The sequence below is a fragment of the Kitasatospora sp. NPDC001261 genome (assembly GCF_042896795.1).
GTDB lineage: Bacteria > Actinomycetota > Actinomycetes > Streptomycetales > Streptomycetaceae > Kitasatospora.
Genome location: NZ_JBIAXP010000038.1, coordinates 50,270 through 76,144, shown reverse-complemented (window position 1 = coordinate 76,144; position 25,875 = coordinate 50,270). Strand labels below are relative to the sequence as shown.

Annotated in this window: 22 protein-coding genes and 1 pseudogene; 9 read left to right on the top strand and 14 right to left on the bottom strand. The window is 74.5% G+C overall.

What is annotated here, in order from left to right; genetic code table 11:
* Positions 1-30 precede the first annotated feature (30 nt).
* From ACFY4B_RS37835 to ACFY4B_RS37815, 5 genes and pseudogenes are all read right to left on the bottom strand, one after another.
* Positions 31-1,638, bottom strand: a pseudogene (locus ACFY4B_RS37835) (AMP-binding protein); the annotation flags it as partial.
* A 240-nt stretch (positions 1,639-1,878) separates the two neighbouring features.
* Positions 1,879-2,907, bottom strand: coding sequence for a hypothetical protein (locus ACFY4B_RS37830; protein ID WP_387975699.1), 1,029 nt, complete (start codon positions 2,905-2,907; stop codon positions 1,879-1,881).
* 172 nt (positions 2,908-3,079) lie between these two features.
* Positions 3,080-4,093 carry an alcohol dehydrogenase AdhP gene (gene adhP, locus ACFY4B_RS37825; protein ID WP_387975696.1) on the bottom strand — a complete coding sequence of 338 codons (1,014 nt, stop codon included), beginning with the start codon at positions 4,091-4,093 and terminating at the stop codon, positions 3,080-3,082.
* 143 nt (positions 4,094-4,236) lie between these two features.
* Entirely contained in the window at positions 4,237-4,734 is a 498-nt protein-coding gene (locus tag ACFY4B_RS37820) for a GNAT family N-acetyltransferase (RefSeq protein WP_049652045.1), read from the bottom strand.
* The gene (locus tag ACFY4B_RS37815; RefSeq protein WP_387975693.1) at positions 4,734-6,053 is read right to left on the bottom strand and encodes a DUF6271 family protein; all 1,320 of its coding nucleotides are present in this window, start codon (positions 6,051-6,053) and stop codon (positions 4,734-4,736) included. The genes ACFY4B_RS37820 and ACFY4B_RS37815 overlap by 1 nt, the downstream gene beginning before the upstream one ends.
* A 359-nt stretch (positions 6,054-6,412) precedes the next feature.
* On the opposite strand from ACFY4B_RS37815, the gene ACFY4B_RS37810 reads away from it, so the two are divergent.
* The 3 genes from ACFY4B_RS37810 (at position 6,413) to ACFY4B_RS37800 (ending at position 9,544) form a co-directional block, all read left to right on the top strand.
* The gene (locus ACFY4B_RS37810) at positions 6,413-7,603 is read left to right on the top strand and encodes a peptidoglycan-binding protein (RefSeq protein WP_049652047.1); all 1,191 of its coding nucleotides are present in this window, start codon (positions 6,413-6,415) and stop codon (positions 7,601-7,603) included.
* 220 nt (positions 7,604-7,823) lie between these two features.
* Positions 7,824-8,456 (top strand): DUF2269 domain-containing protein, encoded by a 633-nt coding sequence (locus ACFY4B_RS37805; protein WP_198959442.1) that lies wholly within the window; start codon positions 7,824-7,826, stop codon positions 8,454-8,456.
* An 80-nt stretch (positions 8,457-8,536) separates the two neighbouring features.
* A complete protein-coding gene (locus ACFY4B_RS37800; RefSeq protein ID WP_387975751.1) occupies positions 8,537-9,544 on the top strand; it encodes an MsnO8 family LLM class oxidoreductase in 1,008 nt (335 codons plus the stop codon).
* A gap of 111 nt (positions 9,545-9,655) precedes the next feature.
* On the opposite strand, the gene ACFY4B_RS37795 is transcribed toward ACFY4B_RS37800, so the two are convergent.
* Positions 9,656-11,179, bottom strand: coding sequence for an APC family permease (locus ACFY4B_RS37795; protein ID WP_387975689.1), 1,524 nt, complete (start codon positions 11,177-11,179; stop codon positions 9,656-9,658).
* A gap of 246 nt (positions 11,180-11,425) precedes the next feature.
* On the bottom strand, positions 11,426-13,069 hold the full coding sequence (locus ACFY4B_RS37790) for an amidohydrolase (protein ID WP_387975686.1): 1,644 nt from the start codon (positions 13,067-13,069) through the stop codon (positions 11,426-11,428).
* A gap of 206 nt (positions 13,070-13,275) precedes the next feature.
* On the opposite strand from ACFY4B_RS37790, the gene ACFY4B_RS37785 reads away from it, so the two are divergent.
* The 5 genes from ACFY4B_RS37785 to ACFY4B_RS37765 all read left to right on the top strand — a co-directional run bounded on the left by ACFY4B_RS37785 (position 13,276) and on the right by ACFY4B_RS37765 (position 16,884).
* Complete coding sequence (locus ACFY4B_RS37785) at positions 13,276-13,884, top strand: TetR/AcrR family transcriptional regulator C-terminal domain-containing protein (RefSeq protein WP_049652049.1); 609 nt, start codon at positions 13,276-13,278, stop codon at positions 13,882-13,884.
* Between the two features lie 569 nt (positions 13,885-14,453).
* Positions 14,454-14,837, top strand: a complete 384-nt coding sequence (locus ACFY4B_RS37780) for a hypothetical protein (protein WP_074004516.1) — start codon at positions 14,454-14,456, stop codon at positions 14,835-14,837.
* A gap of 4 nt (positions 14,838-14,841) precedes the next feature.
* The gene (locus tag ACFY4B_RS37775) at positions 14,842-15,936 is read left to right on the top strand and encodes a hypothetical protein (protein ID WP_387975682.1); all 1,095 of its coding nucleotides are present in this window, start codon (positions 14,842-14,844) and stop codon (positions 15,934-15,936) included.
* 82 nt (positions 15,937-16,018) lie between these two features.
* Positions 16,019-16,414 carry a roadblock/LC7 domain-containing protein gene (locus ACFY4B_RS37770; protein WP_310593218.1) on the top strand — a complete coding sequence of 132 codons (396 nt, stop codon included), beginning with the start codon at positions 16,019-16,021 and terminating at the stop codon, positions 16,412-16,414.
* A gap of 95 nt (positions 16,415-16,509) precedes the next feature.
* Complete coding sequence (locus tag ACFY4B_RS37765) at positions 16,510-16,884, top strand: hypothetical protein (RefSeq protein WP_049652052.1); 375 nt, start codon at positions 16,510-16,512, stop codon at positions 16,882-16,884.
* Between the two features lie 105 nt (positions 16,885-16,989).
* On the opposite strand, the gene ACFY4B_RS37760 is transcribed toward ACFY4B_RS37765, so the two are convergent.
* The 6 genes from ACFY4B_RS37760 to ACFY4B_RS37735 all read right to left on the bottom strand — a co-directional run bounded on the left by ACFY4B_RS37760 (position 16,990) and on the right by ACFY4B_RS37735 (position 22,476).
* Positions 16,990-18,150, bottom strand: coding sequence for an NUDIX domain-containing protein (locus ACFY4B_RS37760; RefSeq protein WP_387975679.1), 1,161 nt, complete (start codon positions 18,148-18,150; stop codon positions 16,990-16,992).
* Between the two features lie 108 nt (positions 18,151-18,258).
* On the bottom strand, positions 18,259-18,606 hold the full coding sequence (locus tag ACFY4B_RS37755) for a VOC family protein (RefSeq protein ID WP_049652054.1): 348 nt from the start codon (positions 18,604-18,606) through the stop codon (positions 18,259-18,261).
* Positions 18,607-18,740: 134 nt separating this feature from the next.
* Positions 18,741-19,619, bottom strand: a complete 879-nt coding sequence (locus ACFY4B_RS37750) for an SGNH/GDSL hydrolase family protein (protein WP_387975748.1) — start codon at positions 19,617-19,619, stop codon at positions 18,741-18,743.
* Between the two features lie 2 nt (positions 19,620-19,621).
* The gene (locus ACFY4B_RS37745; RefSeq protein ID WP_387975745.1) at positions 19,622-20,809 is read right to left on the bottom strand and encodes a glycosyltransferase; all 1,188 of its coding nucleotides are present in this window, start codon (positions 20,807-20,809) and stop codon (positions 19,622-19,624) included.
* 62 nt (positions 20,810-20,871) lie between these two features.
* The gene (locus tag ACFY4B_RS37740) at positions 20,872-22,089 is read right to left on the bottom strand and encodes a glycosyltransferase family 4 protein (RefSeq protein ID WP_387975677.1); all 1,218 of its coding nucleotides are present in this window, start codon (positions 22,087-22,089) and stop codon (positions 20,872-20,874) included.
* A 198-nt stretch (positions 22,090-22,287) separates the two neighbouring features.
* Positions 22,288-22,476 carry a DUF1508 domain-containing protein gene (locus tag ACFY4B_RS37735; RefSeq protein ID WP_049652112.1) on the bottom strand — a complete coding sequence of 63 codons (189 nt, stop codon included), beginning with the start codon at positions 22,474-22,476 and terminating at the stop codon, positions 22,288-22,290.
* Between the two features lie 546 nt (positions 22,477-23,022).
* Between ACFY4B_RS37735 and ACFY4B_RS37730 the strand changes: the two genes are divergently transcribed.
* Complete coding sequence (locus ACFY4B_RS37730; protein WP_387975674.1) at positions 23,023-24,519, top strand: IMP dehydrogenase; 1,497 nt, start codon at positions 23,023-23,025, stop codon at positions 24,517-24,519.
* 169 nt (positions 24,520-24,688) lie between these two features.
* On the opposite strand, the gene ACFY4B_RS37725 is transcribed toward ACFY4B_RS37730, so the two are convergent.
* Positions 24,689-25,327: an HAD family hydrolase gene (locus ACFY4B_RS37725; RefSeq protein ID WP_220450140.1), complete on the bottom strand. Its 639-nt coding sequence runs from the start codon at positions 25,325-25,327 to the stop codon at positions 24,689-24,691.
* Between the last annotated feature and the right edge of the window lie 548 nt (positions 25,328-25,875).

Genomic DNA, 25,875 nt, shown 5'->3' with positions numbered 1-25,875 from the left:
CTCGACGGTGACGCTGGCCGGGGTCAGTGCGGCCCGTCGGCGCAGCTCGGCGCGGTGCAGCTTGCCGGTCGCGGTGCGCGGCAGCTCGGGCACGAACTCGACCGCCCGCGGGTACTTGTAGGGCGCGATGGCGCGCTTGACGTGCTCCTGGAGCGCGCGGGCCGTCTCCGGCCCGGCCGGTACGCCCGCGCGCAGCACCACGTACGCCTTGACCACCGCGCCGCGCCGCTCGTCCGGCGCGCCGACCACCGCGCAGTCGGCCACGTCGGGGTGGGCGGCGAGCGCCTGTTCCACCTCGGGCCCGGCGATGTTGTAGCCGGAGGAGACGATCATGTCGTCGTTGCGGGCCCGGAACCAGAAGTAGCCGTCGCGGTCCCGGACGTAGGTGTCGCCGGTGAGGTTCCAGCCGCCGCGGACGTAGTCCAGCTGGCGCTCGTCGTCCAGGTAGCGGCAGCCGGTCGGGCCCTTGACGGCGAGCATCCCGGGCTCGCCGTCCGGCACCGGGCGGCCCTGCCCGTCCAGGACCGCGGCCCGGAAGCCGGGGACGGGCCGGCCGGTGGAGCCGGGGCGGATGTCCCGGCCGGCGGCCGAGACGAACACGTGCAGCAGCTCGGTGGCGCCGATGCCGTCGATCAGCCGCTGTCCGGTGGCCGTGTGGAAGGCCTGCCAGACGGCGGCGGGCAGCGGCTCGCCCGCCGAGACGCAGTGCCGCACCCCGGCCAGCCGGTCGGCCAGCCCGGCGGCCAGGATCGCCCGGTAGGCGGTCGGCGCGGTGAACAGCACGCTCACCCGGTGCCGGCGGACCTGTTCGGCGAGCTGCTCGGGGGTGGCCTGCTCCAGCAGCAGGCCGGCGGCGCCCGCCCGCAGCGGGAAGACCAGCAGGCCGCCGAGGCCGAAGGTGAAGCCGAGCGGCGGGGTGCCGGTGAAGAGGTCCTCGGGGGTGGGGTGGAGCAGGTGGCGGGAGAAGGTGTCGGCGATGGCGAGCACGTCGCGGTGGAAGTGCAGGGTGGCCTTGGGGCGGCCGGTGGTGCCGGAGGTGAAGGCGATCAGCGCGACGTCGTCGGCGGCGGTCGGGACGGCGGGGAAGCCGGCGGGCTTGGCGGCGCAGCGGGCGGTGAGGTCCTCGGGGCCGGGGCCGCCGTAGGGCAGGACCCGCAGCCCCGGGGTCCGGGCCCGGTCCAGCTCGTCCAGGAAGCGGTGGTCGCACAGGGCGAGGGCGGGCCGGGCGATGCCGGTGAGCTCGGTCAGCTCGGCGGCGCGCAGCAGCGGCATGGTGGTGACGGCCACCCCGCCGGCCTTCAGCACGCCGAGCCAACAGGCTGCCAGCCAGGGGGTGTTGGGGCCGCGTAGCAGGACCCGGTTGCCGGGGACGAGGCCGAGGTCCTCGGTCAGCAGGCGGGCGATCCGGTCGGCGTGGCCGCGCAGTTCGCCGTAGGTCCAGCTCCCGGTGGGGGTGAGCAGGCAGCGGCGGTCCGGGCCGAGGCGTTCGATGGTGTCGTCGAGTAGGGCGGCGGCGCAGTTCAGGCGGTCGGGGTAGGCCAACTCCGGGAGTTCGAAGAGGAGTTCGGGCCACTGCTCGAAGGGCGGGAGGTGGTCTCGACAGAACGTGTCCACGTGCGCCGAGGGTGAGAGCTCCATGGGCGGGCACCTCGTTGTGCGAGCGGGGAGTGAGGCCAGTATGGCGCTTCGGTGACGCCAGTCAAGAGAGCGATACACGCATTCGGGCGACGGCCCTGGTGGCGCTCCCCGGCGCCTCCGGTGCTCCCTGGCTCCTGGTCCCCGTTGTCGTCCGGCTCCCCGCCGGGCTCCCCGCTCGGGTCCGCGGTCCGGGACGGCCGGCAGCCGGCGGTCCCGGAGCGCCTCGACGGGACCGGACCGTCAGCTGCTCGCGCCGTCCGCGGCGGCATCGGGCGTGCGGCCCTCCTGCGCCTGCCGGGCACGCTCGGCGACCAGCTCGGCGAGGCCGGTGAACGCGGGCCCGGTGAGCTGGTCGCCCGACCCCTCCTCGCGCACGACGAGCAGCACGCTGCCGACCCTGGCCAGCGCCACCGCCGAGGAGGAGCCCTGGACGCGGACGGCGCTCTGGTCGCCGATCCGTGGGACGGCCGCCGCCGGGTCGGTGCCGGCCGTCCGGTCGAGCGTGTGGTCGAAGGCGCGGGCGGCGGCCTCGGGGGAGGCGAAGGAGGCCACGCCGAACTCCACGGTCTGCGCCGAGGCCGAACCGAAGGTCACGGTGGCGGAGGCGAGTTGAAGGTCGCAGGAGTCCGGGAGCAGGCACGGCAGCCCGCCGCCCCGGGCGGTCCCCGCCGTCGGCTCCCGCCGCACCTGCCAGCCGCCCGGCAGCGCCCGCGCGTCGGGCAGCACCGCCCGGACCAGCGCCGGGTCGTTCAGCGGCGGTGCGGCGTGCGCCAGTCCGGGCCCGCCCGGCTTCAGCAGCGGACGCGAGCCCAGGTGGATGCCGATCGCGACCAGTGCGGCGATCAGCACCAGGGCGAGCGCCACCACGATGCCGGTGCCGCTCCGTCGGGCGGCGAGCGTCCGGGCGCGGGCGGCCCCCGGGTCGAGCCGCAGCTGGACGGTGGCCGGGTTCGTCGGCGGCGGCGTGGACGGTGGTCCGACCCGCAGTTGCACGGTGCCGGGCTCGCTCCGCAACTGGACGGTCGGCGGGTCGGCCGGCTTCCCGAGCCCGGTGGTGGCGAGGTACCGCGCGAACGCCGGGTCCGCGGCCAGCAGGTGGTCGACGGCGGCGGTCAGCAGCGCCCGTGCCCGCGCGTCCCCCGGGCTCGCCTCCGCCGCCGTCAGCGCCCGGGCCCCCTCCGGCACCGTCCGCAACCGCGCCCGGACGACCTCCGCCACCGCCCGGTGCGGCCCGTCGCCCAGCAGCGCCGCCACCGCATCCGGTGCCAAGCCCCGGCCGTCCCCCATGGCAACTCCCCTTGCCGCACGAGTGGTTGCCCCCACGATCCCGGACCGGGGCCCGGTTCGTACCCATGCCGAACCGAACGGAGACGCGACTGAGACGCGATCCGGACGTAGCCGGGCGCGGCCCGTCGGCCGACCCGCGCCGTGGGCGGAGGTGTCAGCGCAGGTCGAAGACCAGGCGGGCGGAGACCTTGCCGCTCAGGACCTCGTCGAAGCAGGCGTTCACGTCCTCCAGCCGGCGGGTCTCGCGGATCACCCGGGTGCGGCCGAGGGCGTGCAGGCGGAAGACCTCGGCGAGGTCCTCGCGGGTGCCGACGATCGAGCCGATCACCTTGGTGCCGTTCAGCACCGTCTCGAAGACCGGGAGTTCGAGCCTGCCCTCGGCCGGGAGGGCGACCAGGACGAGGGTGCCGCCGCGGCGCAGGGCGCCGTAGGCCGCCTGGAAGGAGGCGTTGCTGACGGCGAGGGCGATCGAGGCGTGGGCGCCGCCCAGGGCCTGGACCTCGGCCGCGACGTCCTGGGTGCGGGCGTCCAGGACGTGGTCGGCGCCGAGCTCGCGGGCCAGGGCGAGCTTGTCGTCGGTGACGTCGGCGGCGATGGTCTCGGCGCCGAAGATCCGGGCGTACTGGAGGGCCAGGTGGCCGAGCCCGCCGATGCCGGAGACCAGCACCCGGGTGCCGGGCCGGGCGTCAGAGACCTTGAGCGCCTTGTAGGTGGTGACGCCCGCGCAGGACAGCGGGGCGGCGTCCAGCGGGTCGATGCCGTCCGGGACGGGGACGACGTAGTCGCCGTGCGCGAGCGCGTACTCGGCGTAGGCGCCGTCCACCGAGTAGCCGCTGTTGTGCTGCTGGAGGCAGAGCGTCTCCCAGCCGGAGACGCAGTGGTCGCAGCGCCCGCAGGCGTCCGCGAGCCAGGGGATGGCGACCCGTTCGCCCACCCGGACGTGCCGGACCTGGTCGCCGGCCGCCTCGACGATGCCGACGCCCTCGTGCCCGGGGACGAACGGCGGGCTGGGCTTGACCGGCCAGTCGCCGTGGGCGGCGTGGATGTCGGTGTGGCAGAGGCCGGAGGCCTCGATCCGGACCCGGACCTGGTGCGCGGCGGGCTTCGGTAGGGGGCGGTCCTCGACGGCCAGCGGTGCGGTGAAGTCGTGGACGACGGCGGCCTTCATGCGCTTCTCCCTCGGGCGTACGGACGGGTGCTGCCGGCGGCCGCGCGCGCGGGCGCAGCCGCCACCAGCTTCACCCGATGGGGTGATCTTCGCCGTCCGGACTAGGCCAAAAGAGTGGGCATGGGGCCAGGTATCCCCGCAGGTCAGCGCACCGGCATCGACATGTAGACGGCGCGTCGCCCGTAGGACGCGGGGACCGCCACCTCCCGGTGCGCGCGGTAGCCGAGCAGCCGCAGCAGGATGTCCGCCCCGCGCACCGCGACCATCGAGATCCGCTCGAAGCCGAGCTCCTCCGCCCGCTCCCGGAAGTGCCGGATGAACCCCAGCGCGACCTCCCGGCCGCGCAGGTCCTCGGCGATCACCAGGTCGTGCACGTGCAGGTTGCCCGACTCGTGCACCGCGTCCTCCGCCCGGGCGAGGTCCGGGCAGCGCAGCGGCGGGTACGGCAGGCTCAGCAGGTAGCCGCGGACCGTGCCGCCCTGCTCCAGCACGAAGCAGGTCTCCGGCGAGCCGAGGGCGCGGGACTGCAGCGCCTCCCGGCCCTCCGACAGGCCGTCGGCCGCGTAGGCGTCGTACTCCAGCGCGACCACGGCGTCCCAGTCGCCGTCGGCCAGGAGCCGGATCCGGAGGTCCTCGCCCACTAGGCCGGAACCTCCGAGGCGCCGAGCCCCTCCGCGCGGGAGGCGGCCACCAGTGCCGCCCAGGCCTCCACCAGCACCGCCCAGCGCTCGGCGTCCGCCCGCGCCTCGTCCAGCAGCTGCTGCCGCCGCTCGGCCACCACGTCCGCGAGCTCGGCGTACTTGCCGCCCAGCTTGCGGTAGGAGCGGTCCAGGACGTCCAGGCAGTGCTCGTTCCCGGCCCGGTCCCAGTCGACGCTGCCGCGCACCAGGTCGAGGAGCGGCTCGACCTTCAGCCCGTGCCGCTCGTCCAGCAGCCCGCGGCCGAGGTCGATCATGCCGCCGTAGACCGGGTACAGGTACAGCATCGAGAGCAGGAACTTGACGAACCGCAGCTGGTAGTTGACGAAGCCGGAGCCGGTGCGGCGCTCGGGCGTGTAGTAGTTGACGATGTGGCGGTTGTGGACGACGCCGGGCAGCCGGGAGTGGACCATGGCGTGCAGCAGGGCGTAGTCGCTGCCGATCGTCTCGATCGAGGGCAGCAGCGGCAGCACCTCGTAGGCCCGGTGGTCCAGGGCGATGTTGCACATGTAGACGTCCCAGATGTCGGGCACGCCGAGGACGGACTCGTCGGTGGTGAACGGCTCGGAGCCGGCGCCCTTGAAGGAGACGTCCACCATCGCGTCCTGCTCCTCCTGCGACCACACCGGCGGGGTCCACAGGCGCACCACCTCGCGGTAGACGGCCGGGTCCAGCTCGTGGATCTCGCTGATGTCCACGTTGAGTTCGCCGATGAAGGAGCCGCTGACCAGCATCACCGGCTTGTCCGCGTCGGCCGGGTCGAGCTCGGAGCGGGACACGACGGCCGCCGCCTCGCCGGCCGGCCGGCCGATCGAGAGCAGCTCGTGGTGGATCGGGAAGACCTTCCGGCCGTCGACGACCTGGAAGTCGGCGTCGTCGTTGCGCAGGTGCGCCGAGGTGCAGCCCAGGGCGGCCGCGCCGAGGAAGAGCCGGTTGACGCAGGAGCCGTACGCGACGGCCGGCGGCAGCATCATGTCGAGCAGCAGTTCGGGGTCGGCGGCGCCGGAGCGCTCGGCCACCCGGCGCAGGAACTCCCGCTGCCGCGCCTCGCCGAGGTGGTGGACGACCACGCCGGGGGTGGGCTCCAGCGCGGCCACGGCGCCCGCGTTCTCCGCGAAGGCGACGGCGTCGGTGGTGTCGAGGACGAGCAGGTGCACCTCGACCCCGAAGGTCGCGACGGCGTAGGCCGCCTCCTCGGCGAGTTCCGCGATGGTGTCGGGGCAGGACCGCATGGTGGGCAGGGCGAGGCAGACTCTTTGCATGGTGCGGGTTTCTCCATCGGATCGTCAGATTCGGTGCAGTGATTGCCAGTTGAGCGCACCAGGGGGACCCCGGACGGCGGCTCGGGCCGGTCTGCCGGACCACCGTGGACTAGACCACTTGTGAAGTCAACGATTGACAGCGGCGCCCCGACGGGGTGGAATGCGCCCCCTTCCGTACGACCGGCCGTCCCCGCACGGGCGCCCGAATCGCACGCGAGGACGAAGAGCCCTCGCTGAGTCGAACGGCCGGACGGGTACGGGGGGTTCATTGCCGGGGTTTTGCGCCGTCGGGGTCAATCCGTGAGCCCTGCCTGCCGATACCGGAGGTGATGCCCTCACGCCGTTCGGAGGAGCCCACGATGCCCGAACTGTGGCTGCCCGGTGCCGAGATCCACGACCTCGGCGACCACGCGCCGACCGATCAGCAGTACCCGCCGAAGGCCATCGCCCACATCACCTGGGACCGCAACGCGACCGCCGCCGCGCCGCAGGACTGGTGCTCCTACGAGGACCTGGTCGGCTACTTCACCGGCAGCGGCGCCGGCGACGCGCCGCACCTGGTCTGGGACCCGTTCAGCGGCCGCACGGCGCAGCTGTTCCCGGCCGACTCCCGCTCGAAGAGCCTGCTCAGCCCCAGCCAGAGCCCCACCCGCACCAACCGGGCCGGGCGGGTGGTGATCCAGATCGAGGCGGTGTTCTTCCCCTACTGCCGCTACCAGGGCGCCGTCTACCCGCGCCTGGTCGACACCCCGTGCGCGGGCTGGGACCGGATCCACGCCTGGATCTCCTCCTGGGGCGTGCCCGACATCTGGCCGATGGGCCGGCCGACCGACTTCTCCGGCCACCGCGACGAGCGGACCTGGGAGGCCCTCGGCGGCTGGTACGCGCACGCCCACGTGCCGTACAACGACCACACCGACCCCGGCTCCTGGCCCGACCTCACGGCCGGGCCCGGCTCCCCGGGCATCCCGCCCCAGCAGCAGCCGGTGCCCCCGGTCACGACCGCCCGCTACCAGGTCAGCATCAACGGCCTGCCGTACGGCTACGGCGCCCAGGGCTACCAGGTGACGGTGGTCGGGCGGGCGCTGGTCGCGCACGGCTTCGGCGACCACTACCGCTCCGGCCCCGGCCCGAACTGGACGGACGCGGACACCGAGAACTACGCGGACTACCAGGGGAGTCTGGGCTACGCCGGGCAGGCGGCGGACGGCGTCCCGGGGGAGAGCTCGCTGCGCCGGCTGCTCGGCTACCTGCCCGGGCAGCGGACGGTCTCGGTGTCCCATGTGGTCGCGGCCGCCGGGACCGACCCGGGGGCCGCGCAGGGGCACCTGACGTACGGGTCCGAGGTGGCCATCGTGGAGCAGGCGCTCGCCGACGAGGGGCTGCTCGACCAGCGGTGGGTGGACGGCTCGTTCGGCACCCGGACGGTCTCCGCGTACGCGGCCTGGCAGCGGCGCTGCGGGTACCAGGCGGGGGCGGCGGACGGGATCCCCGGCCAGGCCTCGCTGCAGCAGCTGGGCGCGGCGCAGGGGTTCGCGGTGACCGACTGAGGCCGGCTCCGGGGACACCGCGGTCGGGGCTGTTTCCCGCTGTCTCCGGCTGCTCCCCGCTGTTCCGTGCTGCTCCTCGGGGAGGAGCGCTCCGGCTGTCGCCCGGGGCGCGTACTCGCCGGGGAGTAGGCGAGGTTACTTCCACCGTCAGATGCCCGATGAGGATCTGACGGGAGAGCCTGGGGCCGTCCTCGTGGCCCCGACTCGAAGGAGGTACCCCGTGCGCTCGCCCACCGGCGCCGTCACGGCGTCCGAACCGGCGTCCGGTGTCAGGCGGCGGTCCGCGGGCCGTCGCCTGACACCGGCGGCGCGCAAACGCCTGGTCGTCCTGCACATCACCGCCTCGGTGAGCTGGCTGGCGCTGATGCTCTGCCTGCTCACCCTGGCGGTGACGGCGCTGACGGCCGTGGGCGCCGGCGACGCCGACCGGCTGCGCACCGCCTACCGGGCGATGGGCCTGCTCGGCGACGTGCTGATCCTGCCGCTGAGCCTGCTCACCTTCCTGAGCGGGGTGGCGCTCGGGCTCGGCACCTCCTGGGGGCTGTTCCGGTACTACTGGGTGAGTACCAAGTTCTGGCTGACGCTGGGGGCGATGGCGGCCTCCGTTTTCGCACTCAGCGACCGGCTGCACGACGCGGTGCGGGTGGTGGACGCGCACCCGACCGGCCCGATCACGGCGGCGGACCTCGGCTTCGTCCGGTACAACACGGTGATCGTCCCGGCGGTGGCGCTGTCGCTCTACCTGTTCACCGTGGTCCTGTCGGTGTACAAGCCCTGGGGCCGCCGGAAGACCAAGGCCGGTGCCGCGGACGCGGACGCCCGCCGGGGCCGAATACCAGGGGCGGGCGCCTGACCGGTCGGCCGTCGGCCTCCGGCCCCGGCTCGGGGCCGCCCGGGGAATGCCCGCGCGGAAGGAGGGCGTTGTCCACCGACGTGACCAGCGCCGCGTCCACGACTAGGATCTCCGTGCTCGACCGCTCCCGGACCAGACAGGGTGAGGAGCCGGCCCGGGCACTGCGGGACACGGTGGCCTTCGCCCGCGAGGCGGAGCGGCTCGGCTACCACCGGTTCTGGGTCTCCGAGCACCACGGCGTGCCGGGGGTGGCCGGGTCGGCGCCCACCGTGCTCGCCGCGGCGGTGGCGGCGGCCACTTCCCGGATCCGGGTCGGCACCGGCGGGGTGATGCTGCCCAACCATCAGCCGCTGGTGGTGGCCGAGCAGTTCGGGGTGCTGGCCGCGCTGTTCCCGGGGCGGATCGACATGGGGCTCGGGCGCTCGGTGGGCTTCACCGACGGCGTCCGGCGGGCGCTCGGGCGCGAGAAGGGCGCAGCGGACGAGTTCGGTGCCCAGCTGGCCGAACTGCTCGGCTACTTCGACGGCTCGCAGCAGGCGCACCGCGGGGTCCACGCCTGGCCGGCCGAGGGCCTGCACGTCCCGCCCTTCGTTCTGGCCACCGGTGCGGGCGCCGACCTGGCCGCCGACGCCGGGCTGCCGCTGGTGATCGCCGCCCCGCACGGGGAGGACCGGATGCTCGCGGCGATCGACCGCTACCGCGACCGGTTCCGCCCCTCGGCGCACGCCGCCGAGCCGTACGTGGTGGTCTCGGGCACGGTGGCGGTCGCCGAGACGGCCGAGCGGGCGCGTGAGCTGCTCGTCCCGGAGGCCTGGTCCGGCGCGTACTCCCGTACCCACGGCGAGTTCCCGCCCCTGGCCCCGGCGGCGGAGATCCTCGCCCGGGAGATGACCGTCCGGGAGCGGGCCGCGTACGAGCAGTCGCTCAAGGGGCACATCGCGGGCACCCCGGAGCAGGCCGCCGCCGAGCTGGTGGCGCTGGTGGAGCGCAGCGGGGCGGACGAGTTCCTGGTCACCACCAGTACCTACGACCGCGCCGCGCTGCTGGACTCCTACCGGCTCCTCGCCGAGGCCGTCGGCCGGGCCTGAGCGGGCCGGGCCCGAGTGGGCCCGGAGGACGCGGAGCCGTCACCGGTCCGGGCCGGGCCTCGCTGGCTGCCCGGCGCTCGCTGCTCCCCTCCCGCTGCCCGGCGCTACCGCTCAGCCCCCGTCGACCTCGGTCGTCCCGAGCCGCGCGTACACCTCCGGCCGTCGGGCCCGCAGCCGCAGGGCGATCCCGACGCCGGTCAGGAACACCACCGGCACGATCGCGACCAGCGGCCAGTTGACCTCCGGGCCGGCGCCGGTGAACAGGTCGAGCCGCCACACCACCAGCGCGGTGGCCCCGCACAGCAGCACGGTGGCGGCCAGCGGCGCCACGACCGTACGGAACGCCCCGGCGCTCGCGGCGGCCGCCCGGTTGCGGCGGAAGAAGGCGAACACGGCCAGACCGGCCAGCGCCTGGAGCACCAGGATCCCGACCACCCCGGGGGAGTTCGCCCAGAGGAAGAACTGGTTGTACGGGTCCGCCCCGATCAGCGCGGCCACCCCGACGGCCACCGCCGCCACCACCGACTGCACGATGCCGCCGATCCACGGTGAACCGTGGCGCGGGTGGACCCGGCCCAGCACGGCCGGGGCTGCCCGCTCGGTGGCCAGCGCGTAGCCGTACCGGGTGATGGTGTTGTGGAAGGCGAGCAGCGCCGCGAGCAGGCTGGTGACGATCAGCACCCGCTGCACGTCCGTCGCCCAGCCGCCGACGTAGTCGGTCATCGCGGTGAAGAACATCCCGGCCGGGTCGGCGGTGGCGGTCGCGACGGCCCCGGTGTCGCCGAAGGCCTGCACGATCATCCAGGTGACGAAGGTGTAGAAGAGGCCGAGGAAGACGATCGCGGCGTAGGTCGCGCGCGGCACGGTCCGCTGCGGCTGCCGGGCCTCCTCACGGTAGATCGCGGTCGCCTCGAAGCCGATGAAGGCGGCGAAGGAGAGGCCGAGCACCCCGCCCATCCCGCCGGAGAACACGTGCTCCGGGGCGAACGAGGACAGGCTCAGCCCGTGCGCCCCGCCCTTGACCAGCACCGCCACCGCGAGCACCAGCAGGATGCCGGTCTCGGCGATCAGCAGCGCCCCGAGCACCTTGGCCCCGAGGTCTATCGAGCGGAAGCCGAGGAACCAGACCACCGCGACCCCGAGCAGCGCCCAGACCGGCCAGGGCAGGTCCAGCCCGAGCAGGTCCTCGGCCGTGGTGTGGGCGAAGAACCCGAAGGCGCCGAACATGCCGATCTGGATCGCGTTGTACGAGAGCACCGCGAGCAGTGCCGCGCCCAGCCCGGCCGCCCGGCCGAGGCCGCGGGTGACGTAGGCGTAGAAGGCGCCGGCGTTGCGGATGTGCGCGGTCATGGTGGTGAAGCCGACCGCGAAGAGCGCCAGCACCACGCCGGTGGCCAGGTAGGCGACCGGCGCGCCGATGCCGCCGAAGGAGATGGCGAACGGCGCCACGCCGGCCATCACGGTCAGCGGCGCGGCGGCGGCCACGACGAAGAAGACGATGTCGCCGGTGCCGAGCACCCCGCGCTCCAGCCCGCCGGGGGTGCCGGGGGTGCCGGCGGAGGTGGGGGTGGAAGGGGCGCCGGGGTCGGGGGGACGGAGTGCGGCGGGGGAGGCCGCGTCGGAGGGCAGGGTCATGGGGGAGCTCTCCTGGGGTCGTGGGTACGAGGGTAGGGCGGTCGGCGGCGCGGACGCGTCGGCCGCCGACCGGGGAACGAGGCACGGACGCCGTGGGGGACGGCCGGAACCGGTCGGGACATCCGTCCGGGCGGGGCGGCCGGTCGGCCAGGACGTCTCAGCGCGTCGAGCCACAGCCGGACCAGCCGAACAAGCCGCAGCCGGACCAGCGGGACAAGCCGGACAGCCGGCCGGCCGGGGCGCGCCTCAGCGCGTCGAGCGGTCGCCGCCGGGCGGCCCACCGTGGGTGCGCCGTCCGCCGAGCCAGGTGCCGGCCACCTCGATCGAGGCCAGCTCACCGGCCGGCACCGCGTACGGATCGGTGGCCAGGTGCACCAGGTCGGCCCGCAGGCCCGGCCGCAGCACGCCCCACTCGGCCTCCTCGAAGGCCTGGTGCGCCACGCCCGCCGAGTACGCCGCCAGCGCCTCGGTGAGCCCGATCCGCTCCTCGGGCAGCCAGCCGCCGTCCGGCAGCCCGTCCGGCGTCTGCCGGGTGACGGCGGTGGCCAGCCCGGCGAGCGGCTCGTAGCGGGTGACCGGCCAGTCGCTGCCGAAGGAGACCCGGGCGCCGCCGCGCAGCAGGGCGGCGATCTGGTACTGCCGGGAGCCGCGGTCCGGGCCGAGCCGGGGCAGGGTGAGCTCGGTCATCAGCGGGTCGGTCTGCGCCCACAGCGGTTCGAAGTTGGCGATCACCCCGAGTTCGGCGAACCGCGGCAGGTCGTCCGGGTGGACCAGCTGGACGTGCGCGATCACCGGCCGGCGGGCGCGCTGCCCGTTGCGGCGGGTGGCGGCCTCGACGGCGTCCAGCGCGATCCGTACCCCGTGGTCGCCGATCGCGTGGATGTGCGGCTGGAAGCCCAGCGCGTCCACGGCGGTGACGGCCTCCGCCAGCTCGGCGCCGGTCCAGTTGGCGACGCCGTGGGAGTGCGGGCAGTCGCTGTACGGCTCCAGCAGCGCGGCCGTCCCGGACTCGATGACGCCGTCGGCGAAGAACTTGACCGCCCGCGCGCTGAGCCGCCCGCGCCCGGCGGCTTCGACCCGGTCGCGGTCGGCGGCCAGGCGGGGGAGCCGCTCGCGCCAGCCGTCCGGTTCGAGCAGCAGGGCGAGTCCGGCCCGGACCGGCAGGTCCTCCTCGGCGACGGCCGCCAGCCAGGTGTCCACCTGCGCGGGTTCGACCCAGGCGTCCTGGAGCCAGGTGAGTCCGGCGGCGGCGAGCGCGGCGGTGGTCTCCCGCAGCGCGGCGACCTGTTCGGCCAGTGGCCGCGGCGGGACGAGCGCGAGGACGGGGTTGAGCGCGCCGAACTCGCGCAGGGTGCCGAGCGGGCTGCCGTCCGGTCGTCGGACGATCTCGCCACCGACCGGCTGGGGCGTGTCCGGCCCGTACCCGGCCCGGCGCAGCGCCTCGCTGTTGGCCCAGCCGGTGTGGTGGTCCATGGTGCGCAGCAGGACCGGCCGGTCGGGTACGGCGGCGTCGAGCAGCCGGGCGTCGAACAGCCCGCCCTCGGCCAGTGACGGATCCACGGCGTCGCCGGTGATCCACTCGGCCTCGGGGTGGCGCCGCGCCCAGTCGCGGACGGCCGCCACGACCTGCTCCACGCTGGTGCAGTCGCGGACGGGCACGCCGCGCAGGCCGATGGCGCCGAGCAGCGGGTGGACGTGGCCGTCGCCGAAGGAGGGCAGCAGGGCGCCGCCGTCGAGGTCGACGGTCTCGGTGCCTTCGTCGCGCAGGGCGAGGGCGGCGTCGCCGAGGGCGGCGATCCGCCCCGCGCTGACGGCGAGGGCGTGGGTGCGGGGGAGGGCGGGGTCTCCGGTGTGGATCCGGCCGCCGGTGAAGATCGTTTCGGCACGCATACGGGGGTGTGCGTCCTCTCCGGGGCAGGGCGGGCCGACGGGTGCGCGGCCTGCCTAACCGAATGGGGTTCGGTTACCGTAGGCGCGGCACCGGCGGGTGCGGAAGGGTTTTACTGAAAGCCGTTCAATAACGCTTGGATAACGACGATCTTGGTCTGTCGGGGGCCGACGGGCCGCCCGGCGACCCCGAAGGTGAGGAACCGGGCATGCCCAGGCCGCGCACACCCCTGCTGGACCGGCAGCGCATCGTGGACACCGCGCTCCGGCTGGTCGACGAGGCGGGGGACCTCACCATCCCCGCGCTGGCCGGTGCGCTCAAGGTCAGCCCCTCCGCGCTCTACCACCATGTGGCCGGCCGGGCCGAGATCGTCGCCCTGATGCGCGCCGAGCTGGTGCGCACGATCGGCGAGCAGTCGATGTGGGACCAGCCCTGGGACGCCGCGCTGCGCACCTGGGCGCACGCCTACCGGGACGCCTTCGCCGAACACCCCGGCATCGTCCGGCTGCTCGCCACCGCGCCGCTTGCCGAATCGTTCATGCACGAGCTGTACGAGCGGGCCGTCGCCACCCTGGAGGACGCGGGCTTCGCCGCGCAGGACGTGATGGGCCTGATCACCGCCCTGGAGAGCTTCATCCTGGGCTCGGCGCTGGACCTCGTCGCCCCGGACGTCATGGTCGACGCCGTCGACCGCGCCGCCACCCCGAGGCTGGCCGACGCCCTGGACGCCGTCCCCGTCGGGCGCGAGCGCGCGGACCGGGCCTTCGAGCTCGGGCTCACCGCCCTGATCGGGGGCTACCGGGCGCTGCTGGGCTGACCGGCACGGGCCGGCCCGGAAGTGCCCGGCGGCCCCCCGGTCGCGATTTCTGACCAGGCGTGATGGCCTGCTAGTGTTCTTCCCGTCGAGAGGAAGTGACCTTCCGGGAAACGAATCTCGAACAGGCGTCAGCGGTGCTACCAGAGCACGCCCTACTTTCAGTAGGGAGAGTCCGTGCGATCCGGGCCTGGCGCTCCCATCGAAGGGGCTCGTTCCGTCCAACGGAACGAGCCCCTTCGGCGTGTTCGCGCCCCATGGGCTCGTCCTCTTATCGCACTTTCGATGACGAAACCCTCCGGCACGGCCCGGTATCGGCCAAGGTCCCGTGCCAGGCGGCCGGTGAACGGCGCTCCAACCGCCCTGGCCCACCAGTGGCGTCACTTCCCCTCCCGGCCTGATGCATCGTCAATTCTTGGCCGGAACTGGCCGTTGCCGGTGTGAATATGCCATCGGAATGTTCGTCCGATGGAATCCGGCAGTAGCCTTCCGTGTCGAACTAGCCACTGCTGGTGGTGAACCGGTCGGCGCCGCGCTGCGTCCGGCCGCCCAGACCCCGCGAAGGAGCCGGTGTGCCCGGTATCGACGAATGCCTCTCCGGAGCGATGGCGATCCCCGGGGCCCGCGCCGCGAGCCTGGTCGACTGGAGCAGCGGGCTCGCCCTCGGCAGCCTCGGGGACAGCCCGACCGGAGAGCACGAAACCTCCGCCGCCGAGGCAACCGACCTGGTGCGGGCGGCCGTTGAGAGCCAGACCTTCACCGTGACGGAGGACCGGCGGGCCCCGCTGGAGGACATCATCGTCACCGCCGGCCGCAGCTACCACCTGATCCGCTTCATCGACACCGTCTTCGACAACAGGCTCGTGCTGCACCTCTGGCTGGACCGCGCGGAGGGCAACCTCGCCGCCGCCCGCTTCCGCCTCCAGGCGCTCACCGACGAACTGGTGCTGGGGTGAGCGCGTGACCGCCGCGACCGACACCGCGCCGCCGCCCTGGGCGGGGGCCGCCACCCCGAGGACCCCGGGCGAGGCGCTCGCCCTGCTCGCCGACCGTCGCGCCACCGGCGCCCTGCACGGACCGCTCGGCAGCCTCCACCTGGTCGACGGGCGGGTGGCCGCCGCCCAGTCCTCCCGGGCCCCCGGCCTGGCCGACCTGCTCATCGGCTGCGGCCGGATCACCCCCGGGGACTGGGCGGAGCTGCTCCGGATCCACGGACCTCGGTCGAGGGTCGGTGAGGCGCTCGTCGAACGGCGGCTGCTCACCCGGGGAGAGCTCGAACTCGGCCACCTGGGAACGCTGTTCGACGCCTCGTTCTTCGTCCTCGCCGACCCGGGCGGCGGAGTCTGGCGGTTCGAGGCCGAGGCTCGGCACTGGCTCGGACCGGTCGCGGACGTCGACCCGGCCCGGATCCGTCGCGAGGTCGCACGCCGTCGGCAACTGCTCGACGGGATCTGGCCGTGGGGGCAGCTCGACACCGCGCCCGTCCGCCCGGTCGAGCACGTCCGCCGAGCCTCCCACCGCCCGTCCGGCCGCCGGCGCCGCGAGCTGCTGGACCACGCCGACGGCCGCAGGACCCCGGCCGACCTGGCCCGGCTGCTAGGCCGCTCCGGTTTCGGCGTGACGGCCGACGTCCGACGGCTCGCCGCCGCCGGGCTACTGGACGCGCCGTTGCCAGCCGACGTACCGCGCCCGCCCGACGTGCCGACGGCGGCCCAGGTGCCCGAGGTGTCGCCAACGGCCGTACCGGCACCCGAAGTTCCCCCACCGGTCACGAGCGGACCGGCCGGAGGGCTGCACCGCAGGATCCCCGGCGCCAGCCTCCGGGGTGCCGGACTCCCCGGAGCCCCGGTCACGGCCGACCCCGCCGCAGCCCGTACCGGCACCCCCGCCGGCGGCACCCCCGCCGGGACCGACACCGGGACCGACGCCGGGACCGACGCCCCCACGCGATCAGAACGCCCGCCCACCACGGCAGCGGCCCACCCGCTGACCGTCCCCGACCCGGACATCGCGCTGCTGACCCGGGTCCGAGACCTTCTGGAGGCCCGACTTTGACCCATTCCCCGCCCGCGACCCCGTCGTTCCGGCCATGAGGCGGGCACTCAAGCAGCGTGTCGGAAGGAGACAACTGATCGCCTTGGAGACCGAGTTGCTCGCCGAACTGCGCGCCGTCAAACACCGCGTCCCGCACCTCGCGGGTGGTCTGGTCGCCAGCGTGGACGGCCTGTTGATCGCGCACGACACCCACGGCACCGAGCCCTCGGGTCTGGCCGCGATGACGGCGGCCTCGCTCTCGCTGGCCCAGCGGCTCGCCGACACCACCGGCCAGGGCGAGTTCCGCGAGTCGCTGGTGCGCGGCGAGAACGGCTACGTCGCCACCTACGCGGCCGGCGGCAGCTGCGTGCTGACGCTGCTGGCGCACCCCGACGTCAACGTCGGCCGGCTGCACCTGGAGGCCCGCCGCAGCGCGCAGCGCATCGCGGAGCTGCTCAACGACGCGCTCGTGCCCAAGGATCCGCGCGACGCGGGCTGACCGCGCCACCAGACCACCGCACCGCCTGAAACCGCACCGCCCGAAACCGCACCACCCGCCACCGAACCACCCACCAAAGAACGGGAGTTACCCAGATGACCGACGCAGCCGGCGCGCTCAAGCAGGCCATGACCAGCATCGAGGGCGCCATCGGCGCGGCCCTGGTGGACTACAACAGCGGCATGGCGCTGGCCACCCTCGACGGCCCCGGCGGCCTGGACCTCAACGTCGCCGCCGCCGGCAACACCGACGTGGTCCGCGCCAAGATGCGCACCATGGACATGCTCGGCCTCCAGGACGGGATCGAGGACATCCTGATCACCCTGACCAGCCAGTACCACCTGATCCGCCCGCTCACCGGCCGTACCGGCAAGGGCCTGTTCCTCTACCTCGCGCTGGACAAGGCGCGCGCCAACCTCGCGATGGCCCGCCACCAGCTGGGCCGGATCGAGGCCGAGCTGGAGGTCTGACGCGGCGCCCCGAAGCGCCGCGCCGGCCCACCGCGCCCGACGTGCGAGGAAGCGGACGAGGCCCCGGCGGCGGCTCACGCCCCGCCGGGCTCCGTCCACCCGGCCTCACCCCTGCGGCAGGTCCGGCCCGACGCTCCGCCCACGCACCAGCTCGACCGGTCCGCCCGACCGTTCCCGGGCGGCCAGCGCGGCGGCCGTACGGTCCCAGGACGGGCCGGTCAGCAGCGTCCGCGCCTCGGCCGGGTCGCAGAGCCGCCACTCGACCAGTTCGTCCTCCGGCAGCACGAGGGAGTCGAGCATCCGCTCCGTCACCGTGCCCCCGTCGAACACGTACACCAGGACGGCGGTGTCCCGGCCGGTCGCCGGGTCCGCCTCCGGGTCGGCCGCCGCACCCGGCTGCCAGTCCAGCGCCAGCAGTGGCCCCGGTTCCACGTCCCAGCCGAGCTCCTCGCGGATTTCCCGCCGGGCCGCCGCCCGAGGCATCTCCCGGTCCGCCTCGACCCCGCCGCCCGGCAGCGTCCAGTGCGGCACCTGCCCGAGCGGCCCGTCCCACGGCCGCAGCCGCACCAGCAGCACCCGGCCGGCGGCGTCGGTGAACAGTGCCCGCGCCTTGGTCCGGATGCGCGGCCGGGTGGCGTAGTAGGTCGCCCGGTCCATCGGCGGCTGCGAGGGTTCCGGCGGCTCCTCGGCGGACGGCGTCAGCCCCGGTGCGGCGGCCAGTCCGGCGTACTCGGGCACCGGCCCGTCGGCGGGCAACCGCGCGAGCGTGTGGCCGACCGGCCGGCTGTCCTCCAGCTCCAGTGGCCCGGTGTCGCCCGGTGCCCGCAGACAGGCCGTCACCCGGCGGGACAGCCGCGGCGGCAGGGCGTGTCCGGCCTGCTCCGCCGTCAGCCAGGTCCAGCCGCCGACCTCCGCCGTGTCCGGCCGGAACGCCGCCACCTGCTCCGCCGTCAGCGGCTCGGCCCAGTAGAGGTACACGACGATCGGCCGGTCGCCCTCGCGCAGCAGCGCCCAGTCCACGCCGGCCAGCGGCCCCAGCCGGGGCGTGAACCCCAGCTCCTCCCGGATCTCCCGCAGGGCGGTCTCCCTCGGCGACCGGTCCGTCGGCTCCCACCCGCCGCCCGGGATCGCCACCGGGTGCTTCCGGTCGTACGGCAGCCGCACCACCAGCAGCCGCCCCGCCCCGTCGGAGAACAGCACCCCCGCCGCCGCCATGACGTCCCGGCCCACCGCGCCCGAGCTCTCCACCCCGACTCCCTCCGTCACGCTCTCCCCGGACACGACAACCCGGGCCACCCCGATGGTTCCCGCCGAACGGCCCCGCCGATCCCGGCCGTGACCGGCACCGTCCCCGGTCGCGGGGGAGCGAAGGTGTCAGCGGTGGCCCAGGACGTTGACCACACGGCCGTTGGGGTCGCGGACGAAGAACCGCCGTACGCCCCACTCCTCGTCCTGCAAGGGGTGGACGATCTCCGCACCGCCGGCCAGCACGGCCGCGTAGGCCGCGTCCACGTCGTCGACCTCGACGCTCAGGTCGGGGGTGACCGGCGCGGTCCTGTCGCCGGTCATGAAGCTGACCTGCGCCGCCGGACTGGACGGGGAGGCGAGCGTCATGATCCAGCCGTGGTTCATGACCTCCTCGAAGCCCAGCAGGCCGTAGAACTCCCGGCTCTCCTGCGCGGCCTCCGACCGGATGTTGGGCACGACACGGCGAACGGACATCGACGACTCCAGACAAGAACGGGAATGCCTCCGGGACCCTCCACAAGTACTACGCCACTCCCGCCGCCGCGCGCACTTCCGCAACAGTCCCCGGTTCCACCGCCTTCGCCGTCCCCGCCACCCCGGCGCGCTCCTCACCCCAGCGAGGCGAGGGCCTGCGCCGCGGCCCGGGCCATCTGCTCGTCGTGCCGCCGGCTCCCGCCGCGCAGGCGGGCGACGCCCTCCGCGGCGGCCAGTGCGAGCAGGCCCGGCAGGAGGTCGGTGCTGCGGGCGGCGAGCCAGCGGGTGCCCCGGGTGGCCATCCACCAGAGGTCGGCGGCCAGGCCCGGAGGCGGTTCGGCGGGAGCGGCGGTCGGGGGCGGGCCGAGGGGGTGGCCGGCCTCGGTGAGCAGGTCGTGGAAGCGCCGGGCGATCAGGTGGTGGCCCTCGGCGCTGGGGTGCAGGCGGTCGACGCTCAGCAGCCGGCGCTCCGTGAGCCACGGCAGCTCGGCGATGTGCAGGTGCACCGCCCGGTGGCGTTCGGTGAGGGCGTGCACCACGGTGTTGACCGCCCGCATCCGGCGCGCCAGGGGACGGGCGAGCGGCGCCGGGAGCCGGAGCAGGCTGCCCGGGTCGGGCAGGCAGGCGGTCAGCAGTCTGGCGCCGTGGCCGGACAGTTCCCCCATCGTGGCGTCCAGTTCCAGGGTGGTGCGCCGGATGTCGAAGCCCGAGCGCAGGGTGTCGTTGCCGCCGACCACCACCGCCGCGAGCTGCGGCCGTAGAGCCAGCGCGCCCGGTAACTGACGTGTCGTCAATTCCGTGGTGAGCGCCCCGCTGTACGCCAGGTTGGTGAACTCGACGTCCCGACCCTCGGGCGGCAGCGCGTGGGCGAGGACGGCGGCCCAGCCACGCCAGCCCTCGCCGACCTGGTCCCCGACCCCCTCCGTGAGCGAGTCCCCGAGGGCGACGAAGCGCAGCAGCTCGCCGGCCGTGGGGCGTTCTTCCGCGGCCCGGCCACGCCCGGCCTCCAGCATGCTCATCCTGACCTCCGACCTCCGTCCACCGCCTCGTCGTCGCGTACACCGTGCGCCGCAAGGAACGCCGCCACCGCCGCCGGCCAGCCGTACCGCTCGGCCTGAGCCCGGGCGGAGGCCCGTCGCAGCTCCTCCGGCCGACCCAGCAACTGCCGTACGGCGGAGGCGAATCCGTCGCCGGTGTCGACGGCCGCCACCCCGGCGAGCCCGACCAGGCCGGGCAGCGCGGAGGAGCGGCTGACCACCACCGGGGTCCCGCAGGCCAGTGACTCCATCGCGGCCAGCCCGAAGGTCTCCACCGGGCCGGGCGCGAGCACCACGTCCGCACAGCCCAGCAGTCGGGCCAGCTCCGCCCGCCCGCCCAGGTGCCCGAGGAAGCGCACCGGCAGCCGCAGCCGCGCGGCCCGCGCCGCCAGCCGGTCCCGCAGCGGCCCGGTGCCGGCCACCACCAGCACCGCGGGCCGCCGCCGGGCCCGCAGGGCGGCCAGCGCCTCGATCGCCCGCTCGGGCCGCTTCTCCGCCGAGAGCCGGGAGCAGAGCACCAGCAGCGTCTCGTCCGGAGCGGCGTACCGGGCCCGCTCGGCCGCTCGTGCGGTCGGCGGCAGCGGGCGCATCGCGTCGAGGTCCACCCCCAGCGGGGCCCGGACCAGGTTCGGGGTGCCGATCCGCCGGAACTCCGCCGCCGCCCAGTCGGTGGTGCAGAGCACCGAGTCGTAGGCGCGGGCGGTGGCCGCGTTTAACCGGTCGGCCGTCGCGCCCGCCAGCGGACCGGGCAGGCCCCAGGTGCGCAGCAGGCCGGCGGCGCTCTCGTGCGAGACCATCACCGAGCGCACGCCGTGCCGCCGCGCCCAGGCGCCGGTCCAGCGCAGCGTGGTGCGGTCGGACACCTCCAGCCGGTCGGGGGAGAACCTGGTCAGCTCGGCGGCGACTGCCCGCCGGTCGGTGAGCAGCCGGTAGCCGCCGCTGGCCGGCAGCACCGGGCCGGGCAGGGTGACCACCACGCCCTGCTCGGTCTCCTCCTCGGAGCGCCGCTCCCCGGGGACGATCAGCACCGGACGGTGCCCGGCCGCCCGGTACCCGGCACCGAGGTGGCGCAGTGCGGTGCGCAGGCCGCCGGAGACCGGGGTGACGAAGTTGGCGAGCCGGACGATCGTCAGCGCCTCGCCGGTCGCCGAGACCCTGCCGGCCATCGGAGCCTCACCGGCGATCGGCGAGGCGCCGGCCGTAGGCGCCCCGCCGTCGGGAACGGAGCTCATGCCGGCAGCTCCTCCGACAGGGCGGGCGCCACCGGCGCGGCCGACGCCGGGGCGGCGGACGGCAGCCGCACTCCGCGGTGCTCCGCCAGCACCTCGGCGTAGTGCCGCAGCAGCAGGTCCCCGACCGCCTCCCAGGTGCGCGCGGTCACCTCGGCGCGCCCGGCCTGCCCGTACCCGGCCCGCCGTGCCGGGTCGGCGGCCAGCTCGGCGACCGCCCGGGCCACCGCCGCGGCGTCCCGGGGCGGCACCAGCAGGCCGGTGCGGTGGTGGGCGACCAGGTCCAGCGGGCCGCCCGCCGCGGGGCCGATCACCGGCACGCCGCTGGCCATCGCCTCCTGGATGGTCTGACAGAAGGTCTCCAGCGGACCGGTGTGCACGAAGACGTCCAGGGTGGCGAAGCAGCGCGCGAGCTCGTCCCCGGTGCGCCGGCCGAGGAACACGGCGCCCGGCATCGAGGCCTTCAGCCCGGGCGCCGAGGGGCCGTCCCCGACGACCACCACCCGTACCCCGGGCAGCGCCGAGGCCGGCGCCAGCAGGTCGACCCGCTTCTCCGGCGCCAGCCGTCCGACGTACCCGACCAGCACCTCCCCGCCCGGGGCCAGCGCCCGGTGCAGCGCCTCGTCCCGGTGCCGGGGGTGGAACCGCACCGAGTCCACTCCGCGCGGCCACAGCTGCACCCTCGGCACCCCGTGCGCGGTGAGGTCCTGGGCGGCGGGGGTGGAGGGCGCCAGGGTACGGGCGGCCGCGCGGTGCACGGCCCGGATCCGCCGCCAGGCGGCGGCCTCCCCGAGCCCCCGCCCGGCCCGGTAGGCGTGCGCGTACCCGGCCAGATCGGTCTGGTAGACGGCGACGGCGGGCACCCCGAGCCGCGCCGCGACCTGCATCCCGCGCGCGCCGAGCACGAACGGGCTGGCCAGGTGGACGAGGTCCGGCCGGTGTCCGGCGACGGCGGCCGCCAGCTGCCGACTGGGCAGGGCGATCCGTACCTGGGGGTATCCCGGCAGCGGCACCGACGGGATGCGCACCACGGGAATCTCCGGCGCCGCGCCGCCGCCGAAGGTCTCCGGCGGGCACTCGGCGCCCCGCGCCGGCGAGGGGGTGACGACAAGGGGCCGGTGGCCCCGGCGGACCAGGTGCTCGGCCGTCCGCAGCACGCTGTGGGCGACTCCGTTGACCTCGGGCGGGAAGGATTCGGTGACGATGACGACGCGCATGCCAGTGTTCTGTCCGCGTCCGGCGTGCACCCGGCCAAAGGGATCTGTCGTAGAGGCGAACGCGGGTCGGCGATTTGCACCGCCGACCCGCGCTCCGGAGCCGGGCCCGCCACACCGTCCCGTGCATCGGATCCCGGCCTGTCACACCGTCCCGCGTCCTGGCCCGTCACACCGTCCCGTGCGTCGGGGCCCGGACCGTCACACCGACCCGGCGGTCTCCTTGAGTTCCGCGTACGGCGCGAGCTTGCGGATCGACGCGATGCTCCTCAGGCAGTCGTCCTTGCTCTCCTGCGGGTCGCCGGTGACCACGATCGTCCCGTTGCTCGCCTTGAGCCGGAACCGGTGCATGCCGCCCTCGTCCACGTACAGTTCGAATTTCCCGGCCATGCCAGATACAGCCTTCCGCTCGGATGACCCCCTGGCACCGCAACCTAGGGCCCACCCCACCACGCCGCCCGCCGACCGGACCCGTTCGGGTCACACCGCCGCGCGGCGTCGCCGACCGGCCGCGCTCCCGGGCCCCGCCGGGCGACCGGGCGAGTAGGCGAACGGCCCACGCGCGGAGGCGACGGGCCGGTCCCGCCTCACCCGCGCGTGGAGTCTCCGGCCCGGGGTCCGCCACCCGACCGGAGCCGTCCGCGTCGTCAAGTGTCTTTGACGACACCTCGGTTCTCCGTGTCCGTACCGTCGGGCGCACCGCTCCTCGGGAGCCGCCGACGGCGATGACGGTGATTCGTCAACAAGTCGGGCAGTCGATAAGGTGCGTAGTCAACTGCCGCGCCTCGCACCTGAGGCCCGGTCAGGATGCGCGCCCTGGTGGGGCGGAGCTCCGCCGTGCCCGTCCGTGAACCTGACCGGTCGAGCCGTCGGGCACGGGCGCGGTCTTCGCGGTCGGGCCGACCGGCGCCGCCCGCTCGGGATCAGGAGGAATGCATGGCACAGATCATCGCCGAGGTGTCGCGGACGTTCAACGAGTACCTGCTGCTCCCGAACCGGACTCGGACCGACTGCGGGCCCGCGGCCGTTGATCTTCGGACGCCCCTGGTGCGGCACCGGGTGGGCGAGGCCTCGGCGATCGAGCTGCACGCCCCGTTCGTGTCGGCGATCATGCAGGCGGTCAGCTCCCCGGAGCTCGCGATCGCGCTGGCCCGCAACGGCGGTCTGAGCTTCATCCACCACAACCAGCCGGTCGAGGAACAGGCGGCGGCCGTCCGGAAGGTGAAGAACTTCAAGGCCGGTTTCGTCACCAGCGACACCAACGTCCGGCCCGACGACACCCTCCGCGACCTGGTCGCGGTGATGCGCCGGACCGGCCACAGCACCGCCGCCGTCACCCACGACGGGACGGCGACCGGGCGCCTGCTCGGCCTGGTGACCTCGCGCGACTTCCACCCCCAGCGGCACGACCTCGACGGCCCCGTCAGCGGCCGGATGACCCCCCTCGGCGAGCTGCCCCACGCGGGCGGCGACGTCACCCTCTCCGAGGCGAACGCGAGGCTGTGGGAGGAGCGGCTGGACTGCCTCCCGGTGCTGGACGGAGAGGGGCACCTCCAGCACCTGGTGTTCCGGTCCGACTACGCGGACAACAAGCGCTTCCCGAACCAGGTCGTGGACGGCGGCAAGCGCCTGCGCGTGGGCGCGGGCGTCAACACCCACGACTACCGCGAGCGGGTTCCGGCCCTGTTGGAGGCGGGCGTGGACGTCCTGTGCTTCGACTCGTCCGACGGCTACAGCGACTGGCAGGCGGAGGCGCTGACCTGGACGAAGAAGAACTACCCGGAGATCCCGATCGGCGGCGGCAACGTGGTGGACGGCGAGGCGTTCACGTTCCTCGCCGAGGCCGGCGCCGACTTCGTGAAGATCGGTGTGGGCGGCGGCTCCATCTGCATCACGCGCGACCAGAAGGGCATCGGCCGGGGCCAGGCCAGTGCCGTCCTCGACGTCGCCGCCGCCCGGGACGCCTTCCTGGAGCGCACCGGCGACTACGTGCCGCTCTGCTCCGACGGCGGCCTGGTGGAGGACTACCACGTGGCCCTGGCGCTGGCGATGGGCGCGGACTTCGTCATGATGGGGCGGTACTTCGCCCGCTTCGACCAGGCGCCCGGCGCGAAGGTCCCGACCAGGGACGGCTTCGTCAAGGAGTACTGGGGCGAGGGCTCCAACCGTGCCCGCAACTGGCAGCGCTACGGCCAGGGCGGCCAGGGACTGGTCTTCGAGGAGGGGGTCGACGGCTACGTTCCCTATGCCGGCGACCTCAACGAGGGCCTGGCCACCACCATGGCGAAGATCAAGTCCACCATGGTCTCCTGCGGTTCCGTGACGCTGCCGGAGTTCCAGTCCACCGCGCGGCTGACCCTGGTGTCCGAGCAGAGCTTCCAGGAAAGCCATGCGAGCGTCACCCTGCGGGACACCTCCGGGACGGTCGCCTGAGCAACGGCGTGAGCGGTTGCGACGCGGAACCCCGCTGAAGGGACCCCGCGGGCGTACCCGCGACGAACGGGCCGACGACGAACGGCCCCGCGGGCGACCGGGCCCGTGCATGACCGGACCCGCGGGTGATCGAGAGCCGGGGGCTCGACCACCCGCGGGTCCGGTGCCGTCAGCCGGCGAGGTGGGCGTCGAGCCACCCCGGGAACTCGGTCAGGTCCTTCAGGACGACGTCGGCACCCGCCTCGCGCAGTTGGTCCGCGGTGAACGGCCCGGTGGCCACGGTCACCGCGAGGGCGCCGCCGGCCCGCGCCCCGGTGATGTCGCCGAGGTGGTCGCCGACGTAGACGGAGGCGCCCTGCTCCCGCAGGACGGCGCCCTTGCGGTCGGCGAAGACCGAGCCGAAGACGTCGTCGACCTTGATGCCGAGCGCGGCGAGGTTCAGCCGGGCGTTGGGCTCGAACTTGCCGGTGACGACGATCGTCCGACCGCCGTGCCGGTGGACGGCGGCGATCGCCTCCAGCGCGCCGGGCAGCAACTCGCCCACCGGGGCGCCGTATTGGGGGAACAGCGCCCGGTACCGGTCGGCGGCCGCGTCCACCTCGTCGGCGGGGAACCAGTTGGCCAGCTCCTCCTCGATGGGCGGGCCGACGCGGGTGATCGCCAGGTCGCTGTCGATGGCGACCCCCGTCTCGGCCGCCACCATGTCCAGCACCGCCTTGATGCCCGGCCGGCCGTCGGCCAGCGTCATGTCGAGGTCGAACCCTATGGTCAGTGCGGGTGCGGGGGACGCGTTCTCGGTCGTGTTCATGGCAGCAATGATCCGACCAAGCTTGTGGCGAAGCAAGTTTGAGACTTCGTCAGACATGAGGGGACTGATGTTTGGCGACAGGTCGGGTTCCCGCTGGGCGCGTCGGGGAGCCGCAGGCGGCCGACTCCGGCAAACCGCCCGCAATCCGGCAGACCCGATGATTTCGACGCCAATGCCGGTGCGGCCAGGGCATTTTCGGCCTGACTCACCGTCAATTGTTGTTTCCCTCTGGATGAAAGACCAGGCGATCTTGCCGAGGGGTCGCCCGCGATGTAGCTTCGTCTGTAGCGTCATGAACACGCCAGCTAGCGGTGCGGAATCAACCGGGGGGCTGTGTTTGCCGATGAAGTTCTGGTGTTGACCAGTGATCCGACTGCCACGGGCTGCGTGAACGTGCCCAGGGGGCTCCCGGCTCTGGAAGAGCCCGCCGATGAGATTTCCGGCGTAGGAGAACCGTTTCCCCGGGCAGGCGCATCGGCCGCTTCGGCACGATGGCGGATCGTCCCCCTCACTCTGCAAATCCGGAACCACTTTCAGTAGCAGGCCTT